General features: G+C 69.1%; 22 protein-coding genes. 16 read left to right on the forward strand and 6 right to left on the reverse strand.

Annotation, left to right across the window (positions count from 1 at the left end):
• The first annotated feature begins 10 nt into the window (after window positions 1-10).
• The 5 genes from QTH86_RS21535 to QTH86_RS21555 all read left to right on the forward strand — a co-directional run bounded on the left by QTH86_RS21535 (window position 11) and on the right by QTH86_RS21555 (window position 5,336).
• On the forward strand, window positions 11-304 hold the full coding sequence (locus tag QTH86_RS21535) for a XapX domain-containing protein (RefSeq protein ID WP_286648193.1): 294 nt from the start codon (window positions 11-13) through the stop codon (window positions 302-304).
• 104 nt (window positions 305-408) lie between these two features.
• Window positions 409-2,298, forward strand: coding sequence for an amidohydrolase (locus QTH86_RS21540; protein ID WP_286648410.1), 1,890 nt, complete (start codon window positions 409-411; stop codon window positions 2,296-2,298).
• A gap of 2 nt (window positions 2,299-2,300) precedes the next feature.
• On the forward strand, window positions 2,301-2,708 hold the full coding sequence (locus tag QTH86_RS21545; protein WP_286648194.1) for a DoxX family protein: 408 nt from the start codon (window positions 2,301-2,303) through the stop codon (window positions 2,706-2,708).
• On the forward strand, window positions 2,698-4,338 hold the full coding sequence (locus tag QTH86_RS21550) for an MFS transporter (RefSeq protein ID WP_286648195.1): 1,641 nt from the start codon (window positions 2,698-2,700) through the stop codon (window positions 4,336-4,338). The genes QTH86_RS21545 and QTH86_RS21550 overlap by 11 nt, the downstream gene beginning before the upstream one ends.
• The gene (locus QTH86_RS21555; protein WP_286648196.1) at window positions 4,335-5,336 is read left to right on the forward strand and encodes an SLAC1 anion channel family protein; all 1,002 of its coding nucleotides are present in this window, start codon (window positions 4,335-4,337) and stop codon (window positions 5,334-5,336) included. The genes QTH86_RS21550 and QTH86_RS21555 overlap by 4 nt, the downstream gene beginning before the upstream one ends.
• A 123-nt stretch (window positions 5,337-5,459) precedes the next feature.
• Here QTH86_RS21555 and QTH86_RS21560 read toward each other — a convergent pair whose 3' ends face one another.
• On the reverse strand, window positions 5,460-6,368 hold the full coding sequence (locus tag QTH86_RS21560; RefSeq protein ID WP_286648197.1) for a LysR family transcriptional regulator: 909 nt from the start codon (window positions 6,366-6,368) through the stop codon (window positions 5,460-5,462).
• Between the two features lie 179 nt (window positions 6,369-6,547).
• On the opposite strand from QTH86_RS21560, the gene QTH86_RS21565 reads away from it, so the two are divergent.
• Both QTH86_RS21565 and QTH86_RS21570 read left to right on the forward strand, forming a co-directional pair.
• Complete coding sequence (locus tag QTH86_RS21565) at window positions 6,548-7,834, forward strand: sulfatase-like hydrolase/transferase (RefSeq protein ID WP_286648198.1); 1,287 nt, start codon at window positions 6,548-6,550, stop codon at window positions 7,832-7,834.
• Window positions 7,835-7,843: 9 nt separating this feature from the next.
• Entirely contained in the window at window positions 7,844-8,830 is a 987-nt protein-coding gene (locus tag QTH86_RS21570; RefSeq protein WP_286648199.1) for a Bug family tripartite tricarboxylate transporter substrate binding protein, read from the forward strand.
• Window positions 8,831-8,990: 160 nt separating this feature from the next.
• Here the strand turns inward: QTH86_RS21570 and QTH86_RS21575 are convergent, their stop codons facing one another.
• Window positions 8,991-9,710 (reverse strand): pirin family protein, encoded by a 720-nt coding sequence (locus QTH86_RS21575; RefSeq protein ID WP_286648200.1) that lies wholly within the window; start codon window positions 9,708-9,710, stop codon window positions 8,991-8,993.
• A 193-nt stretch (window positions 9,711-9,903) separates the two neighbouring features.
• On the opposite strand from QTH86_RS21575, the gene QTH86_RS21580 reads away from it, so the two are divergent.
• Window positions 9,904-10,806 carry a LysR family transcriptional regulator gene (locus QTH86_RS21580; RefSeq protein ID WP_286648201.1) on the forward strand — a complete coding sequence of 301 codons (903 nt, stop codon included), beginning with the start codon at window positions 9,904-9,906 and terminating at the stop codon, window positions 10,804-10,806.
• A gap of 39 nt (window positions 10,807-10,845) precedes the next feature.
• On the opposite strand, the gene QTH86_RS21585 is transcribed toward QTH86_RS21580, so the two are convergent.
• Entirely contained in the window at window positions 10,846-11,652 is an 807-nt protein-coding gene (locus QTH86_RS21585) for a class I SAM-dependent methyltransferase (protein ID WP_286648202.1), read from the reverse strand.
• 239 nt (window positions 11,653-11,891) lie between these two features.
• On the opposite strand from QTH86_RS21585, the gene QTH86_RS21590 reads away from it, so the two are divergent.
• The 3 genes from QTH86_RS21590 to QTH86_RS21600 all read left to right on the forward strand — a co-directional run bounded on the left by QTH86_RS21590 (window position 11,892) and on the right by QTH86_RS21600 (window position 16,167).
• Entirely contained in the window at window positions 11,892-12,446 is a 555-nt protein-coding gene (locus QTH86_RS21590) for a sigma-70 family RNA polymerase sigma factor (RefSeq protein ID WP_286648203.1), read from the forward strand.
• 79 nt (window positions 12,447-12,525) lie between these two features.
• A complete protein-coding gene (locus QTH86_RS21595) occupies window positions 12,526-13,626 on the forward strand; it encodes a FecR family protein (protein ID WP_286648204.1) in 1,101 nt (366 codons plus the stop codon).
• An 87-nt stretch (window positions 13,627-13,713) separates the two neighbouring features.
• Entirely contained in the window at window positions 13,714-16,167 is a 2,454-nt protein-coding gene (locus QTH86_RS21600; RefSeq protein ID WP_286648205.1) for a TonB-dependent siderophore receptor, read from the forward strand.
• Between the two features lie 13 nt (window positions 16,168-16,180).
• On the opposite strand, the gene QTH86_RS21605 is transcribed toward QTH86_RS21600, so the two are convergent.
• Window positions 16,181-17,086: a helix-turn-helix domain-containing protein gene (locus tag QTH86_RS21605; protein ID WP_286648206.1), complete on the reverse strand. Its 906-nt coding sequence runs from the start codon at window positions 17,084-17,086 to the stop codon at window positions 16,181-16,183.
• 80 nt (window positions 17,087-17,166) lie between these two features.
• Complete coding sequence (locus QTH86_RS21610; RefSeq protein WP_286648207.1) at window positions 17,167-17,898, reverse strand: response regulator; 732 nt, start codon at window positions 17,896-17,898, stop codon at window positions 17,167-17,169.
• Between the two features lie 163 nt (window positions 17,899-18,061).
• Between QTH86_RS21610 and QTH86_RS21615 the strand changes: the two genes are divergently transcribed.
• From QTH86_RS21615 to QTH86_RS21635, 5 genes are all read left to right on the forward strand, one after another.
• Entirely contained in the window at window positions 18,062-18,424 is a 363-nt protein-coding gene (locus tag QTH86_RS21615; protein ID WP_286648208.1) for a response regulator, read from the forward strand.
• 1 nt (window position 18,425) lies between these two features.
• A complete protein-coding gene (locus QTH86_RS21620; protein WP_286648209.1) occupies window positions 18,426-20,543 on the forward strand; it encodes an ATP-binding protein in 2,118 nt (705 codons plus the stop codon).
• Between the two features lie 93 nt (window positions 20,544-20,636).
• The gene (locus QTH86_RS21625) at window positions 20,637-21,458 is read left to right on the forward strand and encodes an alpha/beta fold hydrolase (protein WP_286648210.1); all 822 of its coding nucleotides are present in this window, start codon (window positions 20,637-20,639) and stop codon (window positions 21,456-21,458) included.
• A gap of 86 nt (window positions 21,459-21,544) precedes the next feature.
• Window positions 21,545-21,907 (forward strand): hypothetical protein, encoded by a 363-nt coding sequence (locus QTH86_RS21630; protein ID WP_286648211.1) that lies wholly within the window; start codon window positions 21,545-21,547, stop codon window positions 21,905-21,907.
• A gap of 167 nt (window positions 21,908-22,074) precedes the next feature.
• The gene (locus QTH86_RS21635; protein WP_286648212.1) at window positions 22,075-23,121 is read left to right on the forward strand and encodes a VWA domain-containing protein; all 1,047 of its coding nucleotides are present in this window, start codon (window positions 22,075-22,077) and stop codon (window positions 23,119-23,121) included.
• 22 nt (window positions 23,122-23,143) lie between these two features.
• On the opposite strand, the gene QTH86_RS21640 is transcribed toward QTH86_RS21635, so the two are convergent.
• On the reverse strand, window positions 23,144-23,662 hold the full coding sequence (locus QTH86_RS21640; protein WP_286648213.1) for a Dps family protein: 519 nt from the start codon (window positions 23,660-23,662) through the stop codon (window positions 23,144-23,146).
• Between the last annotated feature and the right edge of the window lie 42 nt (window positions 23,663-23,704).

Below are 23,704 nucleotides of genomic sequence, written 5' to 3' on the forward strand. Positions count from 1 at the left end.
GGAGCGCGTGATGAAGCCGTACATCGTTTCTCTCGCCCTGGGCGTGCTGGTCGGCGTCATCTACGCGCTCTTCAGCGTGCGCTCGCCGGCGCCGCCGATCATCGCGCTGGTCGGGTTGCTGGGCATCCTGGCAGGCGAGCAGTTGCCGCCGCTGGTCAAGCGCCTGTTCGACAGCACGCCGACCGCCAGCTCCTGGCTGGACCACCAGGTCAAGCCGCACATGTTCGGCGAACTGCCGCAGTGCGCCAAGCCGGCCCAGCCCGTGGCTTCCGACGTCGCCTCGACCACGGAGCGCAACGCATGACCGACAACGCCAACCCCCAGCCCCGCCGTCACTTCCTCGGCGCACTGGGGGCGGCCCTCGCCGCGCCCGCCCTGGCGCAACAACGCTCTTCAAGGACGCCCGACATGGTCGATGCCCAACCCCCCGAACTCATCCTGCACAACGGCCGTTTCACCACGCTGGACCGCGCCAACCCCACGGCGACGGCGGTCGCGATCCGCGGTGGCCGCTTCACGCACGTGGGCCGCGACGCCGACGTGCTGCCTCTCAAGCGCGACGGCACACGCGTGATCGACCTGCAGGGCCGCGCCGCGCTGCCCGGCCTGATCGACAACCACCTGCACATCATCCGCGGTGGCCTCAACTACAACCTCGAGCTGCGCTGGGACGGCGTGCGCAGCCTGGCCGACGCCATGGGCATGCTCCGGCGCCAGGTCGCCATCACGCCGGCACCGCAATGGGTGCGCGTGGTGGGCGGCTTCACCGAACACCAGTTCGTCGAGAAGCGCCTGCCGACCATCGCCGAGCTCAACGCCGTGGCGCCTGACACGCCCGTCTTCCTGCTGCACCTGTACGACCGGGCGCTGCTCAACGGCGCCGCGCTGCGCGCCGTCGGCTACACCAAGGACACGCCCGCGCCGCCCGGTGGCGAGATCGTGCGCGACGCCGCCGGCAATCCGACCGGCCTGCTGCTGGCCAAGCCCAACGCGAGCATCCTGTACGCCACGCTGGCCAAGGGCCCCAAGCTCCCCTTCGAATACCAGATCAATTCCACGCGCCACTTCATGCGCGAGCTCAACCGCCTGGGCGTGACGGGCGCGATCGACGCAGGCGGTGGCTTCCAGAACTTCCCCGAGGACTACCAGGTGATCCAGCAGCTGGCCGACGCCGGCCAGCTCACCATCCGCCTGGCCTACAACCTGTTCACGCAGAAGCCCAAGCAGGAGAAGCAGGACTTCCTGAACTGGACTGCCACGTCCAAGTACAAGCAGGGCGACGACTACTTCCGCCACAACGGCGCCGGCGAGATGCTGGTGTTCTCTGCCGCCGACTTCGAGGACTTCCGCCAGCCCCGGCCCGACATGGCGCCCGAGATGGAAGGCGAGTTGGAAGAAGTCGTGCGCGTGCTGGTGCAGAACAAGTGGCCCTGGCGCATGCACGCCACTTACGACGAGACCATCGATCGCGCGCTCGACGTCTTCGAGAAGGTGAATCGCGACACGCCGCTGGCGGGCCTGAACTGGTTCTTCGACCACTGCGAAACCATCTCCGAGAAATCCATCGACCGCATCGCGGCCTTGGGCGGCGGCATCGCGGTGCAGCACCGCATGGCCTACCAGGGCGAGTACTTCGTCGAGCGCTACGGCGCTGGTGCGGCCGAGGCCACGCCCCCGGTCAAGCGCATGCTGGAGAAGGGCGTGAAGGTGTCTGCGGGCACCGACGCCACGCGCGTCGCGTCGTACAACCCGTGGGTGTCGCTGTCGTGGCTGGTCACCGGCAAGACGGTGGGTGGCCTGCAACTCACGCCGCAGCGCAACTGCCTCGACCGCGAAGCCGCCCTGCGCATGTGGACCGAGAACGTCACCTGGTTCTCCAACGAGGTCGGCAAGAAGGGCCGCATCGAGGCCGGCCAGCTGGCCGATCTGGTCGTGCCCGACCGCGACTTCTTCGCCTGCCCCGAATCCGAGATCGCCGACACCACGGCGCTCTTGACGATGGTCGGCGGCAAGGTGGTGTATGCGGCCGGCCCGTTCCAGGCGCACGACGACGGCGCGCCGCCGCCGGCCATGCCGGACTGGTCGCCGGTGCGCAGCTTCGGCGGCTACGCCGGCTGGGGTGACAAGGAAGGCAAGCCGATGCAGGCCGCGATGCGCCGCCTAGCGGCCGACTGCGCCTGCGCCAACGACTGCAACGTGCACGGCCACCAGCACGCGACGGCCTGGAGCAGCCAGCTGCCCATCGCCGACCTCAAGAGCTTCTGGGGCGCGCTGGGCTGCGCCTGCTGGGCCGTTTGAGGATGAGCGCGATCCGCCACCTCTTCACCACGCGGGCCGTGCGCTGGCTCGCGTTGCTCTTCCTCTGCGCCGCCTACCTGCAGGGCGGCTTCAACAAGGCGACCGACTTCCCGTCGGCCATCGCCGAGATGAACCACTTCGGCATCGCGCCCGCCGGGCCGATGGCCGTGGCGGTCATCGTGTTCGAGTTCGGCGCGGCGCTGATGATCCTCACGGGCTTCTACCGCTGGCTGGGCGCGCTGGGCCTCGCCGGCTTCACGCTGATGGCCACCTTCGTGGCCAACCGCTTCTGGGAAATGGCGATGCCCGAGCGCTTCATGGTCGCGAATTCGTTCTTCGAACACTGGGGCCTGGTCGGCGGCTTCCTGCTGGTGGCCTGGCACGACCTGAAGGGACGCGATGAGCACTGAGCGCGCCTCGACGGCGGGCAGCTTCGCCCCGCTGCGCCGACCGGTCTTCGCCGTGCTGTGGGCCGCCACGGTGCTGGGCAACGTCGGCAGCTTCATGCGCGACGTGGCCAGCTCCTGGATGGTGACCGAGCTGTCGGCCAGCCCGACCGCGGTGGCGCTGATCCAGACCGCCGCCACGCTGCCGATCTTTCTGCTGGCCATTCCGGCCGGCGTGCTGTCGGACATCCTCGACCGCCGGCGCTTCCTGATCTTCATCCAGATCATGCTGGCCTGCGTGAGCGGCACGCTGCTGGTGCTGTCGCACACGAACACGCTGACGGTCGAGTACTTGGTCGCCCTGACCTTCGTCGGTGGCATCGGCGCCGCGCTGATGGGGCCGACGTGGCAGTCGATCGTGCCGGAGCTGGTGCCGCGGTCCGACCTCAAGAACGCGGTCGCGTTGAACTCGCTGGGCATCAACATCGCCCGCGCCATCGGCCCGGCCGCGGGTGGCCTGCTGCTGGCGAGCTTCGGGGCGTCGTTCGCCTACGGTGCCGACGTGCTGAGCTATGTGTTCGTCATCGCCGCGCTGCTGTGGTGGAAGCGCCCGGCCACGGTCGACACCGGCCTGTCGGAGCAGTTCTTCGGCGCCTTCCGTGCCGGCCTGCGCTATGCGAGGGCGAGCCGCGAGCTGCACGTGGTGCTGCTGCGCGCCGCGGTGTTCTTCCTGTTCGCCAGTTCGGTGTGGGCGCTGCTGCCGCTGGTGGCGCGCCAGATGCTCCAGGGCACCGCCGGCTTCTACGGCGTGATGCTCGGTGCCGTCGGCGCGGGCGCCATCCTCGGTGCGGTGCTGCTGCCGCGGATGCGCGCGAAGCTCGATGCCGACGGCCTGGTGCTGGCGGCCTCGCTCATCTCGGCGGTCGTGATGTGCGCGCTGGCCTTCGCGCCGCCGCAATGGGTTGCGGTGCTGCTCATGCTGTTGCTGGGCGTGGGCTGGATCATCGCGCTCACCACGCTCAACGGCGTGGCGCAGGCGGTGCTGCCGAACTGGGTGCGCGGCCGCGGGCTGGCGATCTACCTGACCGTCTTCAACGGCGCGATGGCGGGCGGCAGCCTGGGCTGGGGCCTGATCGCGCAGGAGCTGGGCGTGCCGACGACGCTGCTCATCGGCGCTGCAGGGCTGGCGGTGGTGGCCTTCGTCTTCCACCGCGTCCGGCTGCCGACCGGCGAGGCCGACCTGCAGGCGTCGAACCACTGGCCCGAGCCGCTGCTCAGCGCGCCGGTGGCGCACGACCGCGGGCCGGTCATGGTGCAGATCGAATACCGCATCCGCCCCGAGGACCAGCCGGCCTTCCTGCAGGCGCTCGAGAAGCTGTCGCTGGAACGCCGCCGCGATGGCGCCTATGCCTGGGGCATCACCGAGCACACCAACGACCGCGAGTGCCTCATGGAGTGGTTCCTGGTCGAATCGTGGGCCGAGCACCTGCGCCAGCACCAGCGCGTGTCGAACGCCGATGCCGACCTGCAGAACGAGGCCATCCGCTTCCACATCGGGCCGGGCAAGCCGGTGGTGCACCACTTCCTCGCGCTGGACATGAAGCACGCGCGCGCCGCGGCCCATGGCGCGCAGGCGGCAGAGGAGCCGTCGTGAACGAAGCTTCCGTCCTGGCGCCGTCGAACGAACGCCAGGCCGTGCCCGAGCAACCCTTGCTGGCGCGCCTGTCGGTCGCGATGTTCGGCATGGTGATGGGCATCGGCGGGCTGGCCAACGCCTGGGCGATGGCGCATCGCGCCTTCGGTGCGCCGCAGCTGATCGGTGAAGTGCTGCTCGGCTTGGCCGTGGCGATCTTCATCGTGCTGGCCGGCACGCACGTGCTGAAGCTGGCGCTGCATTCGGCGGCCGTGCGGGAGGAGTTCGCGCACCCGGTGCGCTCGAGCTTCTTCCCCACCATCTCGGTGGCGGCCGTGGTGCTGTCGATCGGCCTGCGCCCGTATGCGCACGGCTGGGCCGAAGGACTGTGGTGGTTCGGTGCGGTGTTGCACTTCGTGCTGGCCGTCACGCTCATCCGGCGCTGGATCCTGCATGCGCAGGACGAGGGCGTGCTGACCCCGGCCTGGTTCATCCCGGTGGTGGGCAACATCCTGATCCCCATCGGCGGCGTGCCGCTGGGCTATGTCGAGATCAGCTGGTTCTTCTTCTCGGTCGGCCTCATCCTGTGGCTCGCCTTCTTCACCATCGTGCTGCACCGCGTGCTGTTCGTGCCGGCCATGAGCCAGCGCAGCATGCCCACGCTCTTCATCCTGCTGGCGCCGCCGTCCATCGGCCTGTCGTCGTACCTGGCGTTCACCGGCGGGCACGCGGGGGCGATGGGCGACATCTTCTATTGCCTGGCGCTCTTCATCGCCATCCTGCTGGCCACGCTGATCCACCACGCGGCGCACGGCGCCTTCTTCATGAGCTGGTGGGCCATGACCTTCCCGGCCGACGGCTGGGCCGGCGCCACCCTGGCCTACTACCAGGCGCGGCCGAGCCGCTACACGGCCGGCATCGCGCTGTGCGCGCTGACGGTCGCCACGGGCGTGGTCGTGTGGATCGGCGTGCGCACGGCGCTGCACATGGCGAGCGGGGCGGCGTTCCACGAGGATTGATCGGCATGAAGCGGCTCGAGGACGGTGTGTGAATCGTTCCGTTCCTATCGCTCGGGGAGCCTTGCCGAAAGCGATGCCGATGGCGGATGGCGAAGTCGTCGGTCCCGCTCGCGCAATCGGACTCTAGGCATGCTCACTTCGATCGGTCTCTCGACGGACCGCTGTCCGAATGAGTTCACGCAACCACTGATGCTCGGTTGAGCGGTGAACTCGGTCATGCCACATCAGCGCATAGCGCACCGGTGGCAGCGAGAGTGGAGGAGCCCTGAGCTGTAGATCGCCTTGTGAGGCGAGATAGCGCGCCAGATGGGCGCTCGTGGTGAAAACCAGGTCGGTGGTGGCAAGGATCGGCTGGATCGTATTCAGGTACGGCAGCCATGCCACCACATTGCGCGCATATCCGTGCTCCTGCAGCATTCGATCGATCATCCCAGGGCTCAGGCCCGAGCCCGGGGATGCCGCAATATGGGGCAACCCCAGGTAGTCCTGGATTGTGAGCGGGTCTTTCAAGTCCGGATGGTGAGCGTTTGCCACCAGCATCACCTCGTCTTCGAACAGCGTCCTGTGGCGCACATGTGCGGCGGTGACCAATTCCGAGTCGATCAGAACGTCCACCTCGCCAGACTCCAGCAGCGAGACGCTTTCCCCGTTCCCCGGTAATGAGCGCACGACGAGCTTGCAGTCGGGCGCCTCGGTACGGACCGCCGCAAAAATGCGAGCGAGCACCGGCGCACTGAGGTAGTCGGGCAGTGCGATGTGGAACTGTCGCTTGAGATCCTTGGGGGAGAAGTCGAACGGAATCGGCGCGATGAGCGTCTGCGCGTCAGCGAGCATGCGCCGCGCAGTTTCGAGCAGCATCAACGCGTGTTCGGTCGCAATCATGCCGCGGCTCCCCCGCACGAGGATCGGGTCGTGGAAGAGGCTGCGCATCCGACGCAGCGTGGCGCTCAACTGCGGCTGCGATTGCCCGAGCTTCTCCGCCGCGCGGGAAACGCTCTGCTCGTCGACCAGAACCACGAAGGCACGGATCAAGGGGAGATCCAGACCGGAAAAAGAAAGTCGACTGGCGCCTCCAGACGGTGCAGTGGCCGCCTCGTGCTGGTGCCTTTCCCCCGTCATAAGTGCATCGGCATTTCGTTCATGCGCTGCGTGTCATTGGCCAAAGCTGCTCCAGTCGGAAGAATTGTCGTGTCACTACTGTTGCACGCTCCATGCGCAAACCGAACCTCATCTTCATTCTGGCCGACGACCTCGGCTGGGGCGATCTGTCCTGCTATGGGCGTCCCGACTACCAGACGCCGCATCTGGATCGGCTGGCGTCAGAAGGTGCGCGCCTGACCGACTGCTATTCGGGATCTGCCACCTGTTCGCCGACCCGGATCTCATTCTTCACGGGACGCTACCCTGCACGTCATCCCGCGGGTCTTGCCGAGCCCTTGCTGCACGGCATCCATGGCAGCACGCTGGGTTTGGAGCCAGGTTTTCCAGCACTGCCTCGCTTGCTGAGCCAGGCAGGCTATCGGTGCGGCCTCTTCGGAAAGTGGCACTGCGGAGAGGGCGGAGACTTCGGGCCGCTCAAGTCTGGTTTCGACGAATTCTATGGGGTCGAGAGCACGGGGGCGGCCTACTTCAGCTACCGCGACGAGAGTGGACGCTTTCTCGGCCGCGACGGAGAAGCCGAGTCGGAGCCCGGTCGATACCTCACCCATGCGCTGTCGGATCGCGCATCCGATTTCATCGCGCGGAACTGCGACCAGCCGTTCTACCTGTCTCTCCACTACACCGCACCGCATTGGCTATGGGAGGCCCCTTTCCATGACAGCGAGGATGCGGTTGAACGCTCTTCCGGCACAGGGGGCGGCTCGATCGCAATCTACGCGGAGATGATGCGTGCGCTGGACGAAGGCGTCGGCCAGGTCCTGGACACCGTTCGACGCCTGGGCCTCGATGGCGACACGCTGGTGGTGTTCACGAGCGACAACGGTGGAGAACGCTATTCGTACCACTACCCTTTGACGGGATACATCCGTCTCCTGCGCGAGGGAGGCATCAGGGTGCCCGGTATCGTGCGCTGGCCAGGCCGTATACCCGCGGCACAGGTCTGCGACCAGGTGGCCATCACGATGGACTGGACGGCCACGTTCCTTGCCGCGGCCGCAGCACGTCCGGACCCGGCCTATCCGTTGGACGGGGTTGACCTCCTTCCGGTCCTGGCGGGCGAGATGTCTTGCTTTGAACGGACGCTGTACTGGCGGACACCGACAGCGAGTGCCGTCCGCCGGGGGCCATGGAAATGGCTGAACCAGCTCGACACGGGTGCCGAGCGCCTCTTCAACCTCAAGCGCGACGTGCGGGAGTACGCGGACTTTCGAGACACCCATCCCGACATACTCGCGTCGCTGCGCGAGGCGTTCAGCGCCTGGGAGCAGGAGATGCTCCCACGTCCGTCGCCGGTCAGCCAGGCCCCCAATCCCAACATCGATTTCAAGATCTACTGAGAGCCTTCCATGAAAGAGCCAATGCCCCTTTCGACCCGACGCGCGGTGCTCGTCGCTGGCATGGGCGCCCTTGCCGCCCGCCTGGTCCATGCCCAACCCGAGAGCTTTCCCGGCAAGCCGATTCGCATCGTGGTTCCGGCTGTCGCCGGATCGTCGGCGGACATCCTGGCGCGTCTCATCGGCCAGCCCATGTCGCAACTTACCGGCCAGCCCTGGGTCGTCGACAACAAGCCCGGTGCAGGCGGGATCATCGGCTCGGATGCTGTGGCGAAAGCGCCGGCGGATGGCTACACGCTGCTTTTCACGGCGAACAATTTCGTTATTTCGCCCGCCATTTACCCGTCCGTTCCATACGACGTCGTCAAGGGGTTCGAGCCGATCGCTCTGGTCTGTGCAGCGCCGACCGTGATCTTCATCAACAGCGCGACGGGGGTGAAAACCATGGCTGATCTGGTGGCGCTGGCGCGCCGAACGCCCGAGGGCGTGAACTACGGATCGCCTTTTGTCGGGACTTCCGCGCATCTGATCATGGAGATGCTCAGCCGTGCGGCAGGCATCAACATGGTCCACGTGCCCGCCAGGGGGACGCCGCAAGCCTTCAACGAATCGCTTGCCGGCCGTGTGCCCGTGGTGATTGGAAATTATGCGGATGGCGCCCCGTTCGTCGAGACGGGTCAGCTTCGCGCGCTCGCGATCGCCGACGCACGTCGATCGCCTCTTCTGCCACAGGTACCCACGCTATCGGAGGCGGGGTATCCCAACTTTGATCTGCAGCTCTGGTTCGGCTTGGTCGCCCCGGCCAAGACGCCGCTCGCAGTGGTCCGGCGCCTCAACGATCTGGTCGCGCAGGTGCTTGCGATGCCCGACGTCGCATCGAACCTCTCTGCGCGAGGCTTTATGCCCCGACATTCCACGCCTGAAGCCTTCAGCGCCCTCATTCGCAAGGAACTGTCGATGTATGCGGCCGTGGTGAAGGAGGCCGGCGTCAAGCCCTAGGTCACGCCGTCTGTGCCGTCGGCCCGCGGAACTGCCCGGCACACGTTCCCGTCTTCCCCAGGCGTTCGTGACAGTGACCTCGACCGGCGATGGGTTGAGCCGGCACGTCGCCGCCCGGTAAGCGCGGTGGCCGTCCCGGCGTGGCCAGCGCCTCAATGCCTCACATCGATGGCCGCTCGTGCGGCCGCAGGTCGAACACCAGCACCTCGGCCTGTTCGCCCTTGGCGAAGCGCAGCTGGCGCTCGTCGCGGATGCGGACACCGTCGCCTTCGCCCAGCTTCTCGCCGTTGACCTCGACGCTGCCGCGCGCCACGTGCACGTAAGCGTAACGGTCGGGGCCGACCTCGAGGGTCGTGCTCTCCGCACCGTCGAACAGGCCGGCGTACATCCGCATGTCCTGGTGCACGCCGAGCGAGCCGTCGGTGCCTTCGGGCGAGGCGATGAGGCGCAACCGGCCGCGCTTCTCGGCGTCGCTGAAGTGCACCTGCTGGTAGCGCGGCGCGGCGCCCTTCACCGACGGCACGATCCAGATCTGCAGGAAGTGCACGCCGTCGGTCTTCGAGTGGTTGAACTCGCTGTGACGCACGCCGGTGCCGGCGCTCATCATCTGCACGTCGCCCGGCCGGATGACCGAGCCGGTGCCCATCGAGTCCTGGTGGGCCAGGGCGCCGTCGAGCACGTACGAAAAGATCTCCATGTCGCGGTGCGGGTGGGTGCCGAAACCCTGCGCCGGGTCGACCCGGTCGTCGTTGATGACCAGCAGATCGGAGAAGCCCTGCTGCTTGGGGTCGTGGTAGTGGCCGAAGGAGAAGGTGTGGCGGGAGCGGAGCCAGCCGTGGTTGGCGACGCCGCGCTGGTCGGCCTTGCGAAGTTCGAGCATGATGCGTTCCTTTGTCTTTCTCTGTCGATGAAATTCACGATCCGTCTGACGCCTGCTCTGCAGTCAATCGCAGGGAATTCAGGTGGGGAAGTTCGTGGCGTGAGGAAAGTATCGCGTCCGGTGCCCCGTCGGATGCTGAAACGTTTATGGATGATCGATCGATGTTTTCGATGATTAATTTGGAGGCATGGCGATGCTGAAGCTCACCCTGGAGGCGATCGAGCTGGTCGACGCCATCGCGCGCCACGGCTCCTTCGCGGCCGCGTCGGAGCGGCTGCACAAGGTGCCCTCGACCATCTCGTACGCCATCGGCAAGCTCGAAGAGCAACTTGGCCTGGCGCTCTTCGTGCGGCAGGGGCCGCGCGTCACGCTCACGCCGGCCGGCCAGGAGATGCTCAAGGAAGGGCGCTGGCTCATCGCCGCGGCCGGCGAGCTCGAATCGCGCATGCGGCAGATCGCCACCGGCTTCGAGTCGGAGCTGCGGCTGGTGCACGACTCGCTCATCCCCACCAGCGCCTTCAACCACGATATCCGCGCGTTCGAGGACCTGAATTGCGGCACGCGCTTGCGCATCGGCTGCGACACGATGACCGGCACGTGGGAGGCGCTGCGCGATGGCCGCGCCGACCTCATCGTGGCCGCCAGCGACGGGCCGGCCGGCGGCGGCTACAAGGCGGTGGCCGTGGGCAGCCTGTCCTTCGTCTTCTGCGTAGCGCCCACGCATCCGCTGGCCATGCTGCGCCGTCCGCTCACGCGGGCCGACCTGCTGCAGCACACGGCGGTGGTGGTGGGCGACGGCGCGCGGGCGCTGTCCGACCGCACCATCGGCCTGCTGCCGGGCCAGCGCCGGCTCACGGTGCCGTCGATGGCGGCCAAGATCGCCTGCCAGGTCGATGGCCTGGGCCACGGCTTCCTGCCGCGCGACTGCGTGCGCGAGGCGCTGGCGCGCGGCACGCTGGTCGAGCTGGCCCGCGAGGAGTCACGGCCGGAAGAAACCTTCTGGCTGGCGTGGAAGCCCACCGCCACCGGCGAGGCGCTCAAGTGGTGGCGGGCGCGGCTGCAGCGGGAACTGGTGCCGGCGATCCTGCCGGGCTGAGCGCCCTGTGCAACCGACTGGGCACTGCCGCCAGTGCGCTCAGCCCCGTGCCTGCGCGCGCGTCAGCAGGTAGTCCTGACGCACGACGTTGTCGATGTAGTACGGCGCGACCATCGCGTCGAATTCGGCACGCAGCATCGCGAGCTTCGCGGGCTCGGCGGCGTGCCGCTCAACGAGCTTCTGCATCGGGCCGATGGAGCGTTCCATGAAGAGGCGGTAGTGCTCGCTGCTGAGCGCTGGAAACGACATGGTGCCGCGCTCGAAAAAGGGCGCATCGAAGCGCGTGCCCAGGCGCTCCGCGATCACCAGGGGGTTGCCCCACTGCGCCGGCGGTGACGCGCCGGCGGGCGGTGGCGGCGAGTGGCGACCGACGAAGGTGAACATCCGGCCCACGACATGCTCGGGCGGCCAGGTGGCGAAGGCGATCCGTCCGTTGGGCTTGAGCACGCGGTGCATCTCCGCGATGGCCACATCGGGCCGGGGCGCGAACAGGTGACCGAACTGACTCAGTACGACGTCGAAGGACGCGTCGGGGTAGGGCAACTGTTCGGCGTCGCCCTCGGTCCAGGTGATGTCGTGTCGCTGCGCGATGCGCGCGTTCTCGCGCGCCTGCGCGAGGAGTTCGGGCGTCAGGTCCAGCCCCGTGACCTGTGCGCCGGCGCGCGCGGCCGTCAGGGCGACGACGCCGGTCCCGGTGCCGACGTCGAGCACGGTGTCGCCCGGACCGATGTGCGCGAACTTCACGAGGTGGCCCGCCACCGGCGTGGTGAACATCGCCATCGGCGCGAACGACGCCCACATCTCCCGCTGTCGTTGCTTCAGCTCTGCGAACGGGTCCTGGTTCATGTCGACCTCCGCGCTGCTCGCGCGTTGCGCGGGCCACCACGCACTGTAGTCCTCGCCACATCAAAGGCAAGCGTTGCCTCGGTGGCGGGGAGAAGCGCCGTACGGCGCCGCAGCAGGCGCGTGGCCGGGCGCCGCGTCCGTGATAATCCGCAGCGCGCGCCCCTCGGCGCGATCAGGTCAGCCACGTGCTTAGCCAGCCTGCTCACCGGACGTCCGTCCGTTCTGGCTTTCTACGATCCGTGGCTGCACGCTATTACCGCGAACTGCTGAATTTCCTCATCCGTCGGCTGAACGACCGCGATGCCGCGGCCGACCTGACGCAGGAGAGTTACGTGCGCCTGCTGGCGCTCCAGCGATCCGGCGAAACGGTGGACGAACCGCGCGCACTGCTGTACCGCACGGCCCGCAACCTCGTGATCGACCGACACCGCCGCCGCGAGGTGCGCGGCGTGCAAGAAGCCGACGCGAGCGGTGCGGCCGACGAGGCGCTGGCGCCGATCGAGCACCTAGCGGCGCCCGGCGCCTGGCAGCCCGACGTGGCTGCCGCGTCGGCTCAGGGCGTCGATGCGTTGCTGGCGGTCATCGGTGCGTTGCCGCTGCGCTGCCGGGAGGCTTTTCTGCTGCACCGGTTCGACGGCTTGTCCCAGGTGGAAACGGCAGCGCGCATGGGCATCTCGGTCAAGATGGTGGAGCGCCACATCAAGCAGGCACTGACGGCCTGCCGACAATGCAAGGACGCCATGGACGGCAGTTCCCCCGCGGCTGGGCGTTCGAATCCGATGGAGCGCGCATGAATCTTTACCTGCACCCTGCGAGGCCCGGCATCGGGTTTTGTGCGCCCGGTGCGTCTACATCCAGAAGCGACTGATCCGCATGCTTCACGCGCAACCCTCTCGACCTCCCTCGCCGTCCGACATCGACGGCGAAGCGCTGGACTGGTTCGTGCGCCGTGGCGCGGGGCTCGACGCCGATGAAGAGGCCCTCTTCCAGATCTGGCGGGCCCGAAGTGCCGCGCATGCGACCGCCTTTGCCCGTTGGCAGGGCGAATGGCGCGCACTGGATGCCCTGCCTGCCGAGGGCATCGCGCGGCTGCGTCGCGATCTGGCGATCGACAAGGCGCGGGAGGACGAGAAGGCGCGACCGATCCGCCAAGGCGTGCCTACCGCACGTCGGCGCTGGCGGGGCATGGCCGCCGAGGTGCCCCGTTTCGCGCTGGCGCTCGCCGTGCTCTGCGTCGGCGTCGCCGGTGTCCGTGGCTGGGCGTACTGGCAGCGGCAGCCCGTGTACGCGGCGCAATTCGAAACCCAACGTGGCCAGCAGCGCGAGATCGACTTGCCCGACGGCAGCCGCCTGCGTCTGGACACCGCCACCCGCATCGACGTGGCCCTCTACCGCCAGCGCCGTGAGGTCCGGCTGCCGGAAGGCCAGGCGTTGTTCCAGGTGCACGGCGATGCGTCGCGTCCCTTCGATGTGGTCGCCGGGTCGCTGCGCATCACCGTGGTGGGCACGCGCTTCTCGGTGCGCCACACGCCCGGGGTGCCCGGCGAGCGGGGGGTGCGGGTGGCGGTGGAAGAAGGACGGGTGCGTGTCGCGCGGAGCGGCCCCGACGCGCCCGTGAGCGGCGGGCGCACGGGCACCGGCACCATTGAGTTGCACGCCGGGCAACAGGTCGCGATCGATGCGGACGGCACGCTCGGCCCCGTCGTGCCGGTGGCCGGCGCCGGCATCGCGCCATGGCGCGATGGGCGCGTCAGCTTCGACGACGTGCCGTTGGCGCAGGCCCTGGCCGAGTTCGAGCGCTACGGGCCCACCGGTCTGGTGTTCGGCGATGCAGCGGCGGCGTCGCTGCGCCTGACCGGCACCTTCGATCCACGCCGGCTCGACAACTTCCTGCGTCTGCTGCCGACCGTGCTGCCGGTGCAACTGCAGGCACGCGGCGATGCCACGGAAATCCTCTCGCGTCGCACGCCCTGAAATAGTCGACGGCGGGGGTAGGGGCAGGGCGCCGCTGCGCGTCTTCATGAGAAGGCTTCTTATTCAAACCTTCCTGGAGATCGCTGCATGACGCGTTTTCGTTTCCGTTTTCGTTCCCTCCCACTGGCATTGGCCGTGGCACTCGCTGGCGGCGCGTTCCCGGCGCATGCCCAGTCCGCGGGCGACGCCGCTGCGACAACGCAAGAGATTCAACTGGCGGTCCAGCCGCTGGCACAGGCGCTCAATGCGCTGGCCCGGCAGGCCCGGATGGAACTGATCGTGCAGCCGGCGCTTGTCGAGGGAAAGATGGCGCCCGCGGTGTCCGGCCGGCTGACCCCGCGCCAGGCACTCGACCGCCTGCTGGTGGGCAGCGGGCTGGTGGCGACGGTCAACGGCACGGCCGTGGTCGTGACCGCCGCCGCGCCCGACGCATCGGGCAGCACGCTGCCCCAGGTGACCGTGACCGCGCAGGGCGAGCGTAGCGCCACCGAAGGCACCGGCGCCTACACCACCGGTGCGATGGGCACGGCGACCAAGCTCGATCTTTCGCCCCGCGAAACCCCGCAGTCGGTTTCGGTCATCACGCGCCAGCAGATCGACGACCAGGGCGCCACGACGCTCGACCAGGCCCTGCGCGGTGCCACTGGCATCACCGTGCAGACCGGCCAGGCCGACACCGCCATTTACACCGCACGCGGGTTCGGCGTGGCGCAGCAGTACGACGGCATCGCCGACGGCACGCCGGCCACCGATTTCGGCGCGCGCATCAGCAGCCAGCAGGACGACCTCTCGCTCTACGACCGGGTCGAGATCCTGCGCGGCGCGGCCGGCCTCACGCAGGGCAACGGCCAGCCCGGCGGCGCGATCAACCTGGTGCGCAAGAAGCCGACCCGCGAGTTCCAGGCGAGCGCGAGCATGGGCGCCGGCTCGTGGGACGCGTACCGCGTCGAGGCCGACGTCTCGGGGCCGCTGGTGGCGAGCGGCGCGCTGCGCGGCCGCCTGGTCGCAGCCTACGACGACAGCCATTCGTTCCAGAACGTCGTCAACGAGCGCAAGACCGTGCTGTACGGCGTGCTCGAGGCCGACCTCACGCGGGACACCACGGTGAGCCTGGGCGTGTCGTCGCAGAAGTCCAAGGGCGCGCAGGAGTGGTGGGGCTTGCCTTTCTACAGCGACGGCCGCGACATCGGCCTGCCGCGCTCGACCTATTTCGGCGCGGACTGGAACCTGAGCGACCGCAACCGCGCCACCGTCTATGCGGACCTCGAACAGCGCTTCGCCAACGACTGGAAGTTCAGGGTGTCGGCGCGCAGCAACCGCACCGACATGTACAAGGAAGGTGCGGCCGGCAGCGGGCCGGTGTCGCCGACGACCGACCTGATCGGCATCGGACTGTCGTCCGGCCCGTTCGACTACGACACGAAGTCCGATGGACTCGACCTCTACGCCACCGGGCCGTTCAGCCTGCTGGGCCGGCGCCACGAGCTGGTGCTGGGCGCGTCGACGCAGCGCAGCGAGATGCACATGGACAACTACGTGTTCGCGAACGACGTGAACACCCTGGTAAACGTTCTCGCCTGGGACCCGTCGACCTATGCGCGCCCGCAAGGTGGGCTGGTGCACCGGTCCCGCTTCTCCGAAGAGGGCCGCCAGCACGCTGGCTATGCCACCGCGCGCCTGAGCCTGAGCGACCCGCTCAAGCTGATCGTCGGCGCGCGGCTGAGCCGCTACGAGAACACCTACCGCGCGGCGGGCGTCGCGCCGGCGACCTGGGGCTACGACATCCGCAGCACCACCGACAACGTGCTCACGCCCTATGCGGGGCTGGTCTACGACATCGATCCGAACACCTCGGTCTACGCGAGCTACGCGGACATCTTCGAAGCCCAGAACGCCAAGGGCGCGGACCAGAAGGTGCTCGATCCGATCGTGGGGGCCAACTACGAGGCGGGCATCAAGCGCGAGTTCTTCGACAAGCGGCTCAACGCGTCGCTGGCCGTTTTCCGGATCGAGCAGAAGAACCGGCCGCTGCTCGATGCCGGCGCGCCGCCGCCCTGCGGCGCCGCCTTCAGCTGCTACGTGCCGTCGGGCAAGGTGCGCAGCCAGGGGGTCGAGACGGAGGTCGCGGGCAGCCCGATGGCGGGGTGGCAGCTGGCGGCGGGCTACACCTACAACGTCACCAAGTACCTCAACGACACCGTGTCCGAGGGCAACGTGTTCAGCAGCTTCACGCCGCGGCACCTGCTGCGCCTGAGCAGCGTGCATCGCCTGCCGGGCGCGCTCAACGCCTGGACGGTGGGCGGCGCCCTGCGCGCGCAGAGCCGGCAGCATGTGCAGAGCGGCACGGTGCGGGTGGAACAGAAGGCCTATGCGGTGGCAGACCTGATGGTGGCCTACCGCATCAGCGACAAGACCTCCGTGCAGTTCAACATCAAGAACCTGTTCGACCAGCGTTACTGGGCCGGGCTCAATTCGACGCGGTACCAGAACTTCTACGGCGAGCCGCGCAACCTCAACGTGACGCTGCGCACGACGTTCTGAGGCAGGCCGGGCGCTAGCTGCGCCGCATGCGCCGCCATGCCGCCGGCGAACTGCCCACACGTGCGCCGAAGACGCGCGTCAGGTGGCTCTGGTCCGCGAAGCCGCAGGCGATGGCGATCTCCGGGAGCGAGGCCGTGTCGTCGCGCAGCATTCTCTGCGCGGTCTCGATGCGCTGCGCCGTGCGCCAGGCGTGTGGGGTTTGGCCGGTGGTGGTCTTGAAGGCCTTGCCGAAGTGGCTGCGCGACAGGCCGCACGCGGCGGCGACCTCGGCGAGCGACATATCGTGCGCCAGGTCGGCCCCGAGCAGCTCGCGGGCGCGGCGTTCCTGCCACGGTGCCAGGCCCGCTGTGCCGCCCGCGCGGGGCGCCGCGCCGCCGTAGGCATGTGCGACGTGGGCATACAGGGCGAGCGCCATCTGGTCGAGGAACAGGGCACTGGCCTCCGCGGGCCGCCGCAGCGAAGGCAGCAGGGCGGCCGCGAGGTGTGCGAGCACCGGGTCGGCGGTGCCGGGCGCGCACCGCAGCGCGCCGACCGCCGCCACCCCCGATTCCTGGGCGAAGTCGTCCAGCGCCGCCCGCGTGATGCGGAACAGCACCGAATGGAATGGGCTGCAGACGTAGGCCGACGGGCGGGTCGCGAGGTCGGCGATGTGCACCGTGCCGGCCTCCAGCAGCCCCAGGTGCGTCTCCCCGTCCTGCTGGAAGAAGCGTCGGCTGCCGGCGCGCGACAGTTCGACGCTGACGACGAAGGCCTCATCGGCCGGCAGCGGCGGCAGCACGAAGAGATGCGGCTGCACGTACTGCATGCGCGCCATGTCCAGCGGACGCGTGCCCGCGCGCGAGGCCTCGACTTCGTCGAGTCCGTACTGCCGCGCGAGCTGGCGGGCAAAGCGGCTGGGCGAGGTGGCGACGGCGGTCATGGGGCGAATCGGTGGCGCAGCGGCATCTTAGGCAGCCGGCGGCGACCCTCCTGCCGTCTGGGAGAACGCTACCTGCCCGATCAGTTCAGCACATCGACCGGTGTGTTGAAGACGTAGCCTGCGCCGCGCTCGGTCTGGATGAAGCGGGGCGACGAGGGGTCGCCCTCGATCTTGCGGCGCAGGCGCAGGATCTGCACGTCGATGGAGCGGTCGTACACCTCGGCGCCGTGCAGGCGCGACAGCTCGAGCAGGCGGTCGCGCGACAGCACGCGCTGCGGTGCCTCGCACAGGGCTTGCAGCAGGTTGAACTCGCCGTTGCTCAGGTCGACGCGGCGGCCGTCGGGGGCGGTCAGCCGGCGGGCCAGCAGGTTCAGTTCCCAGCCGTCGAAGCGGTAAGCGCGGCGCTGCGTGTCTTGTGCGCCGGGCGCCGCGTCGCCGCGCTTCTGGTAGCGCCGCAGCACGGCGCGGATGCGCGCGAGCATCTCGCGGTTGCTGAAGGGCTTGGTCACGTAGTCGTCGGCCGCCATCTCCAGGCCCATCACCCGATCGGCCTCCTCGAGGCGGCCGGTGAGGATGATCACCGGGATCTCGCCGCTGTCGCGCAGGCCGCGGGCCAGCTGCATGCCGTCTTCGCCGTTCAGGCGCAGGTCGAGCAGCACCAGGTCGATCACGTGGTCCTCCAGCGCCTGCTTCATCTGCGCGCCGGTGGCAGCGCCGCTCACGCGGAACTCGTTGTCGGTGAGGTAGGTGCTGACGAGATCGCGGATCGCGGCGTCGTCGTCGACGACCAGGATGTGAGGTCGGTTGGCCATATGGGCCGCGAGCGTAATGTAGATTCGTTACGTGCACCAACTGCCCCATATTTCATATGAAACACGGCCGTGCGGGCCGAAATCACCCCGGCATGGGGCGGTGCGCCAATGGCATCCGAAGAAGTGGCGGCTCCTTGCCGACCGCATGCCGTGGGTGCGTTCCATGTTGAAAGTTGTGCTGATCGAAGAAGACATCGCCATGCAGGCCCTGATTGCCGAGTGGCTGACCCAGGCGGGCTACGGCGTGGAGACGGCCCGGGGCGGCGCGGCCACGCCCCTGGCCGGCGTGGCGCTGGTCATCGCCGACCTGCCCAAGCTGCGCGATGGCGATGCGCCGCACGTGCGTGCGCTGCGGGCGAGCTACCCCGGTGCGCCCATCATCGGCCTGTCGGCGCAGCTGGCGCGCAGCCTCTCGGGCGGCTCCGACCGGGCGAGGTCGCTCGGCGTGGCCGCGCTGCTGTCCAAGCCCTGCACGTCCAGCGAACTGCTCGATGCCGTGGCCGACGCCATCGGCCCCCCTCACTGACATGCGTTCATCGGCCCACCTGCGCGAGCGCGTCATCGCCGGCGGCCTGCTGCTGATCGTTGCGTTCATCGGTTCGGCCGCGTACGACGGCTGGCGGCTGCACCAGCAGGTGATGGCGGTCAACGAGCGCGAACTGGGCAACCTTGCGACCGCCCTGGCCGGCGAGGCCGACCGCAACCTGCAGTCGGTCGACGTGCTGCTGCGCGACACGGCCAGTTGGTACGAGAACTTTCCCTGGCGCGTCGAGCCCGAGGCCGTGGTGGCCGCGCTCAATTCGCGCGCGGTCGGCGTGCCCCAGGTGAGCGTGCTGACCATCGTCGATGCGAGCGGCATGCAGCGCTTCCGTTCGCGCCCCACGGGGGAACCGCTGGCCGACGTGTCCGACCGCGCGTACTTCCTCAAGCAGCGCGACACCGACACGGCCGGCCTGGTCATCAACGAGCCGATCGTCACGCGCACCGAGCGGGCGCCGGCGGTGGTGATCTCGCGCCGCCTGAGCCGGCCCGACGGCAGCTTCGACGGCGTGGTGACGGCCATCGTCACCCTGCAGGCGCTGCAGAGCGCCTATTCGGCCATCCAGTTCGGCGAAGGCAGTTCGCTGGTGCTGGCGCAGGACGACGGCAGCGTGGTGGTGCAGCAGCCGGCCGACGCGCCGCGCACCCGTTTCCCCGAGCTGTCGGCGCTCAAGGGCGGCGCGCTGATCGATCGTGCCATCAGTTCGGTCGACGGCCGTTCCAAGCTCATCGCCGTGGTGGGCGTGGGCACGCTGCCGCTGATCCTGGCGATCACGCGCGACGAGGACGAAGCCTTGCGCCCCTGGTACGACGAGATGTGGAGCGCCAGCATCCGTACCGGGGTGGTGTGCCTGCTGGTGGCGCTCACCATCGTGGCGCTGCTGCGCCAGTTGCGTCGCGACGCCGAGGCCGAGCGCGACCGCCGCCGCCTCGAGGCGCGGCTGCAGCAGACCCAGCGGCTCGAGGCGCTGGGCACGCTGGCCGGCGGCATCGCGCACGACTTCAACAACATCCTCGGCGCGATCCTCGGCTTCGGCGAACTGGCCCAGCAGCAGGCCGAGCCCGGCAGCGCGCTGCGCCGCCACATCGACCGCGTGCTGCAGGGCGGCGCACGGGCGCGGCTGCTGGTGCGGCGCATCCTCGACTTCAGCCGCAGCGGCGTGACCGACCGTGCGCCGGTGCATGTGCAGACGCTGATGGAAGAGATCGTCGCGATGCTCGCGTCCACCCTGCCGGCGGGCGTCGACCTGCAGGCGCAGCTGGACGCCGGCGACGCGGCCGTGCTGGGCGACGCCACGCAGCTCTACCAGGTGGCGATGAACATCTGCACCAACGCGATCCAGGCGATCGAGGGCGCGGGCACGGTGTCGATCCGGCTGCGGCGCGTCGACGTGCGCGCGCCGCGCGTGCTGCTGCACACCGAGCTGTCCGTCGGCCCGCACCTCTGCCTGGAGGTGCGCGACACCGGCGTGGGCATCCCGCCCGAGGCGCTGCAGCGCATCTTTGAGCCCTTCTTCACCACCAAGAAGCAGGGTGAGGGCACCGGGCTCGGGCTGGCGGTGGTGCACGGGATCGTGGCCGACCTCGGCGGCGCCATCGATGTCGCCTCGGTGCCCGGCGAAGGCACGCAGGTGTCGGTCTGGCTGCCGGTGTGCGGCGAGTGCGCACCGGCCACGGTGCCCGACACCGGCGAATGGCCGGCCGGGCAGGGCGAGGTCGTGATGGTGGTGGACGACGAGCACGCCCTGGTCGAGCTGGCGGAGGAAACGCTGGCCGGCCTGGGCTACGAGCCGGTCGGCTTCGATTCGGCCGAGCGGGCGCTGCAGGCCTTCGAGGCCGACCCCGACCGCTTCGACGCGCTGCTCAGCGACGAGATGCTGCCCGGCATGCCGGGCACCGAGCTGGCGCGCCTGCTGCGGGCGCGGCGGCCGGATCTGCCGGTGCTGCTGATGAGCGGCAAGGTGGATCAGGCCATGGTGGCGCGTGCCCAGTCCACCGGCGTGCACGCGGTGCTGCACAAGCCGCTCGCGCTGCGCGAGCTGGCCACGCGCCTGGCCGAGGCACTGCGCGGCCGCAGTGATGATGGCGGCGGCCGCTACAGCTGAAATCTGCGCGCTGCCGCATGAAACCGGGCGGCAACCGCGCCGCCGGAGCATCGGGTCTTCGCGGCCTCGGCCGTTCATCCCCGGAGCAATCACATGAGCACCCTCACCACCCAAGACGGCACCCAGATCTACTACAAGGACTGGGGCACCGGCCAACCCGTCGTCTTCTCGCATGGCTGGCCGCTGTCGGCCGACGCCTGGGACGCGCAGATGGTCTTCCTGGCCGAGCGCGGCTTCCGCGTGATCGCCCACGACCGCCGCGGCCATGGCCGCTCGAGCCAGCCGTGGAACGGCAACGACATGGACACCTACGCCGACGACCTCGCCGCGCTGATCGAGAAGCTCGACCTGCACGACGCCGTGCTGGTCGGCCATTCGACCGGTGGCGGCGAGGTGGCGCGCTACATCGGCCGCCACGGCACGACGCGCGTGGCCAAGGCCGTGCTGCTGAGCGCCGTGCCGCCGTTGATGCTCAAGACCGCCAGCAACCCGGGCGGCCTGCCGATCGAGGTGTTCGACGGCATCCGCGCCGGCGTCACCGCCGACCGCTCGCAGTTCTTCCAGGACCTCACCACGCCCTTCTACGGCGCCAACCGCGAAGGTTCCAAGGTCACGCAGGGCATGCGCGATTCGTTCTGGCTGCAGGGCATGGCCGGCTCGCACAAGGGCCTGCTCGACTGCATCAAGCAGTTCTCCGAGACCGACTTCACCGCCGACCTGAAGAAGATCGACGTGCCCACGCTGGTGGTGCACGGCGACGCCGACCAGATCGTGCCGATCGGCGCTGCGGGCCTGCTGTCCGCCAAGCTGGTGAGGGGCGCGACGCTGAAGGTCTACGCCGGCGCGCCGCACGGCATCGCGACCACCCATGCGGACAAGTTCAACGCGGACCTGCTGGCGTTCATCCAGGGTTGACGCGCCGAGCCAGGGCCGATCGGGCGGACAATCGCAGGCTTCTTCCGAAGCACACCAATGACCCTGGACTCCTTTTTCTCCCCGGCATGCGCCTGCCGGTCGGCATCCTCATGAGCGCGGGGCGTGCCCGGCGTCTGCGCGTGGAGGCCGACAAGCTCGAGGCCTTCTGCCTGCTGGTTCGCGCCGCTTCCGCGGCACCGGACCAGGCGGCCTTCGCCGACGTGAGCCGTGCCGCCGCGACCGCGCTGCGCGCCAAGTTTGGCGGTGGATCGATCACCTCGGCCTTCGCGTGGCTGAGCGGCCCCGGCGCGCAGGATGCACTGGCGAGCGTGCGGGCCGGGGATGTCGACCTGCAGGGCGCCTTGTCGCTGGTCGAACTCGAGCAGGCCGTCGCGTTGGCGAAAGAGGCGCAGACGCTCCACATTGAGCCGCGGCGCCAGCGCGCATGACGAGGTCAAGCATAGACGGCAGGTGTCGCCACGGTCGGCCGCACCGGCCGGTTGCGCAATGAATCCTTCCCAGGCACGATTGCTGCACCGCGAGAAAACGCTTGCGCACGGCCGTCGACGCAGTTCACCGCTGCCGGCGCCCTGCAGGTTCACCGACACGCGCCGCCATGTTCTTCCTCTGGCCTGGGTACCTCTGGTTCTTGCTGCTGCTGGCGCTGATGCCCGCCGCCTACCTGTGGCTGCTGCGGCGCCGGCACAAGGCGGCCCTGCGCTACAGCAGCCTGGGCGTGGTGCAGGCGGCGGTGGCCGGGCGGCAATGGCGGCGGCACCTGCCGCCGGCCCTGCTGCTCCTGGCCTGCGCGGGCCTGCTGGTGGCGGCGGCGCGGCCGGTGGCGCGTGTGCCGCTGCCCTGGGCGCGCACCACGGTCATGCTGGCCATCGACGTGTCGCTCAGCATGCGCGTGAGCGACATCAAGCCGACCCGCCTGGTGGCGGCGCAGGACGCGGCGAAGCTGTTCCTGCAGGAGGTTCCCAAGACCATCGAGGTCGGGCTCGTCACCTTCGCCGGCAGCAGCCAGGTCGCGCAGCGCGCGACGCTCGACCGCGAGGCGCTGGTCACGGCGATCGACGGCTTCCAGATGCAGATGGGCACGGCGGTGGGCAACGCCCTCGTGCTGAGCCTGGCGGAGCTGTTCCCGGAGCAGGGCATCGAGCTTGCCGACATGGGCACCGTTGGCAGCAACGGCAACCGGCGGGCGCGCAGCCTGGACGACAAGGCCAAGCCACCGCCCCGGCCCTTCACGCCGGTGGCGCCGGGTTCGTACAACTCGGCGGCGATCATCCTCCTGAGCGACGGCCGCCGCACGACGGGGGTCGACACGCTGGCCGCCGCGAAGATGGCGGCCGACCGTGGTGTCCGCGTCCACGTGATCGGGCTGGGCACCGTCGAAGGCGATGTCGCCGCGCCCGACGGCATGGCCATCTACATGAAGCTCGACGAGCCCACGCTGCGCGAAGTTGCGCGGATGACCGGCGGCGACTACCACCACGCCGGCACCGCCGAGGCTCTGCGCAGCGTCTACGAGAACCTGGGGTCGCGCGTGCAGGTGCTCACGCGCGAGACCGAGATCAGCGGACTTTTCGCGCTGGTCTCGGCGCTGGTGGCGATCACGGCCGCCGTCCTGTCGATGCTCTGGTTCGGGCGCATCGCCTGAGCGGCGGATCCGCTCGCAACGCTCAGCTCTGGCGGCCGGCTTCGAACAGGAACCAGGTGCGGCGCTCGGCTTCGTCGATCCACACCTCCAGCAGGCTGGCGGTCGCCACGTCGCCGTAGCGGTCGCACAGGGCGTGCGTCTCGCGCATGAAGGCGGCGACGCGCTGGTTGTCCTGGCTCAGCTCGGCCAGCATGTCCGCCGGCGTCACGAAGTCGGCGTCGTTGTCGCTCAGGCGCTGCAGGCGCACGGCGTGGCCGCTGGAACGCAGCGTGGTGCCGCCCAGCTTGCGCACGCGCTCGGCGATCGGGTCGACCGTGGCGAAGATCTGGTCGGACTGCTCGTCGAGCAGCAGGTGGTAGTCGCGGAACGACGGGCCCGACATGTGCCAGTGGAAGTTCTTGGTCTTGAAGTACAGCGCGAAGGTGTCGGCCAGCAGGGCGTTGAGTTCCGCGGAGATGTCGCGGGTAGCGTCCGTGCCCAGGGGCGTGGGCGTGGTCAGCGGTGCGAGGCGATGCTTCTTGGCGGCGGCGAGGTCGGTCATGGAGACTCCTGGGGTTAAATGCGGCGTGTTGGCGTCGGGGAC

The sequence above is a fragment of the Variovorax sp. J2L1-78 genome (assembly GCF_030317205.1).
GTDB lineage: Bacteria > Pseudomonadota > Gammaproteobacteria > Burkholderiales > Burkholderiaceae_C > Variovorax > Variovorax arabinosiphilus.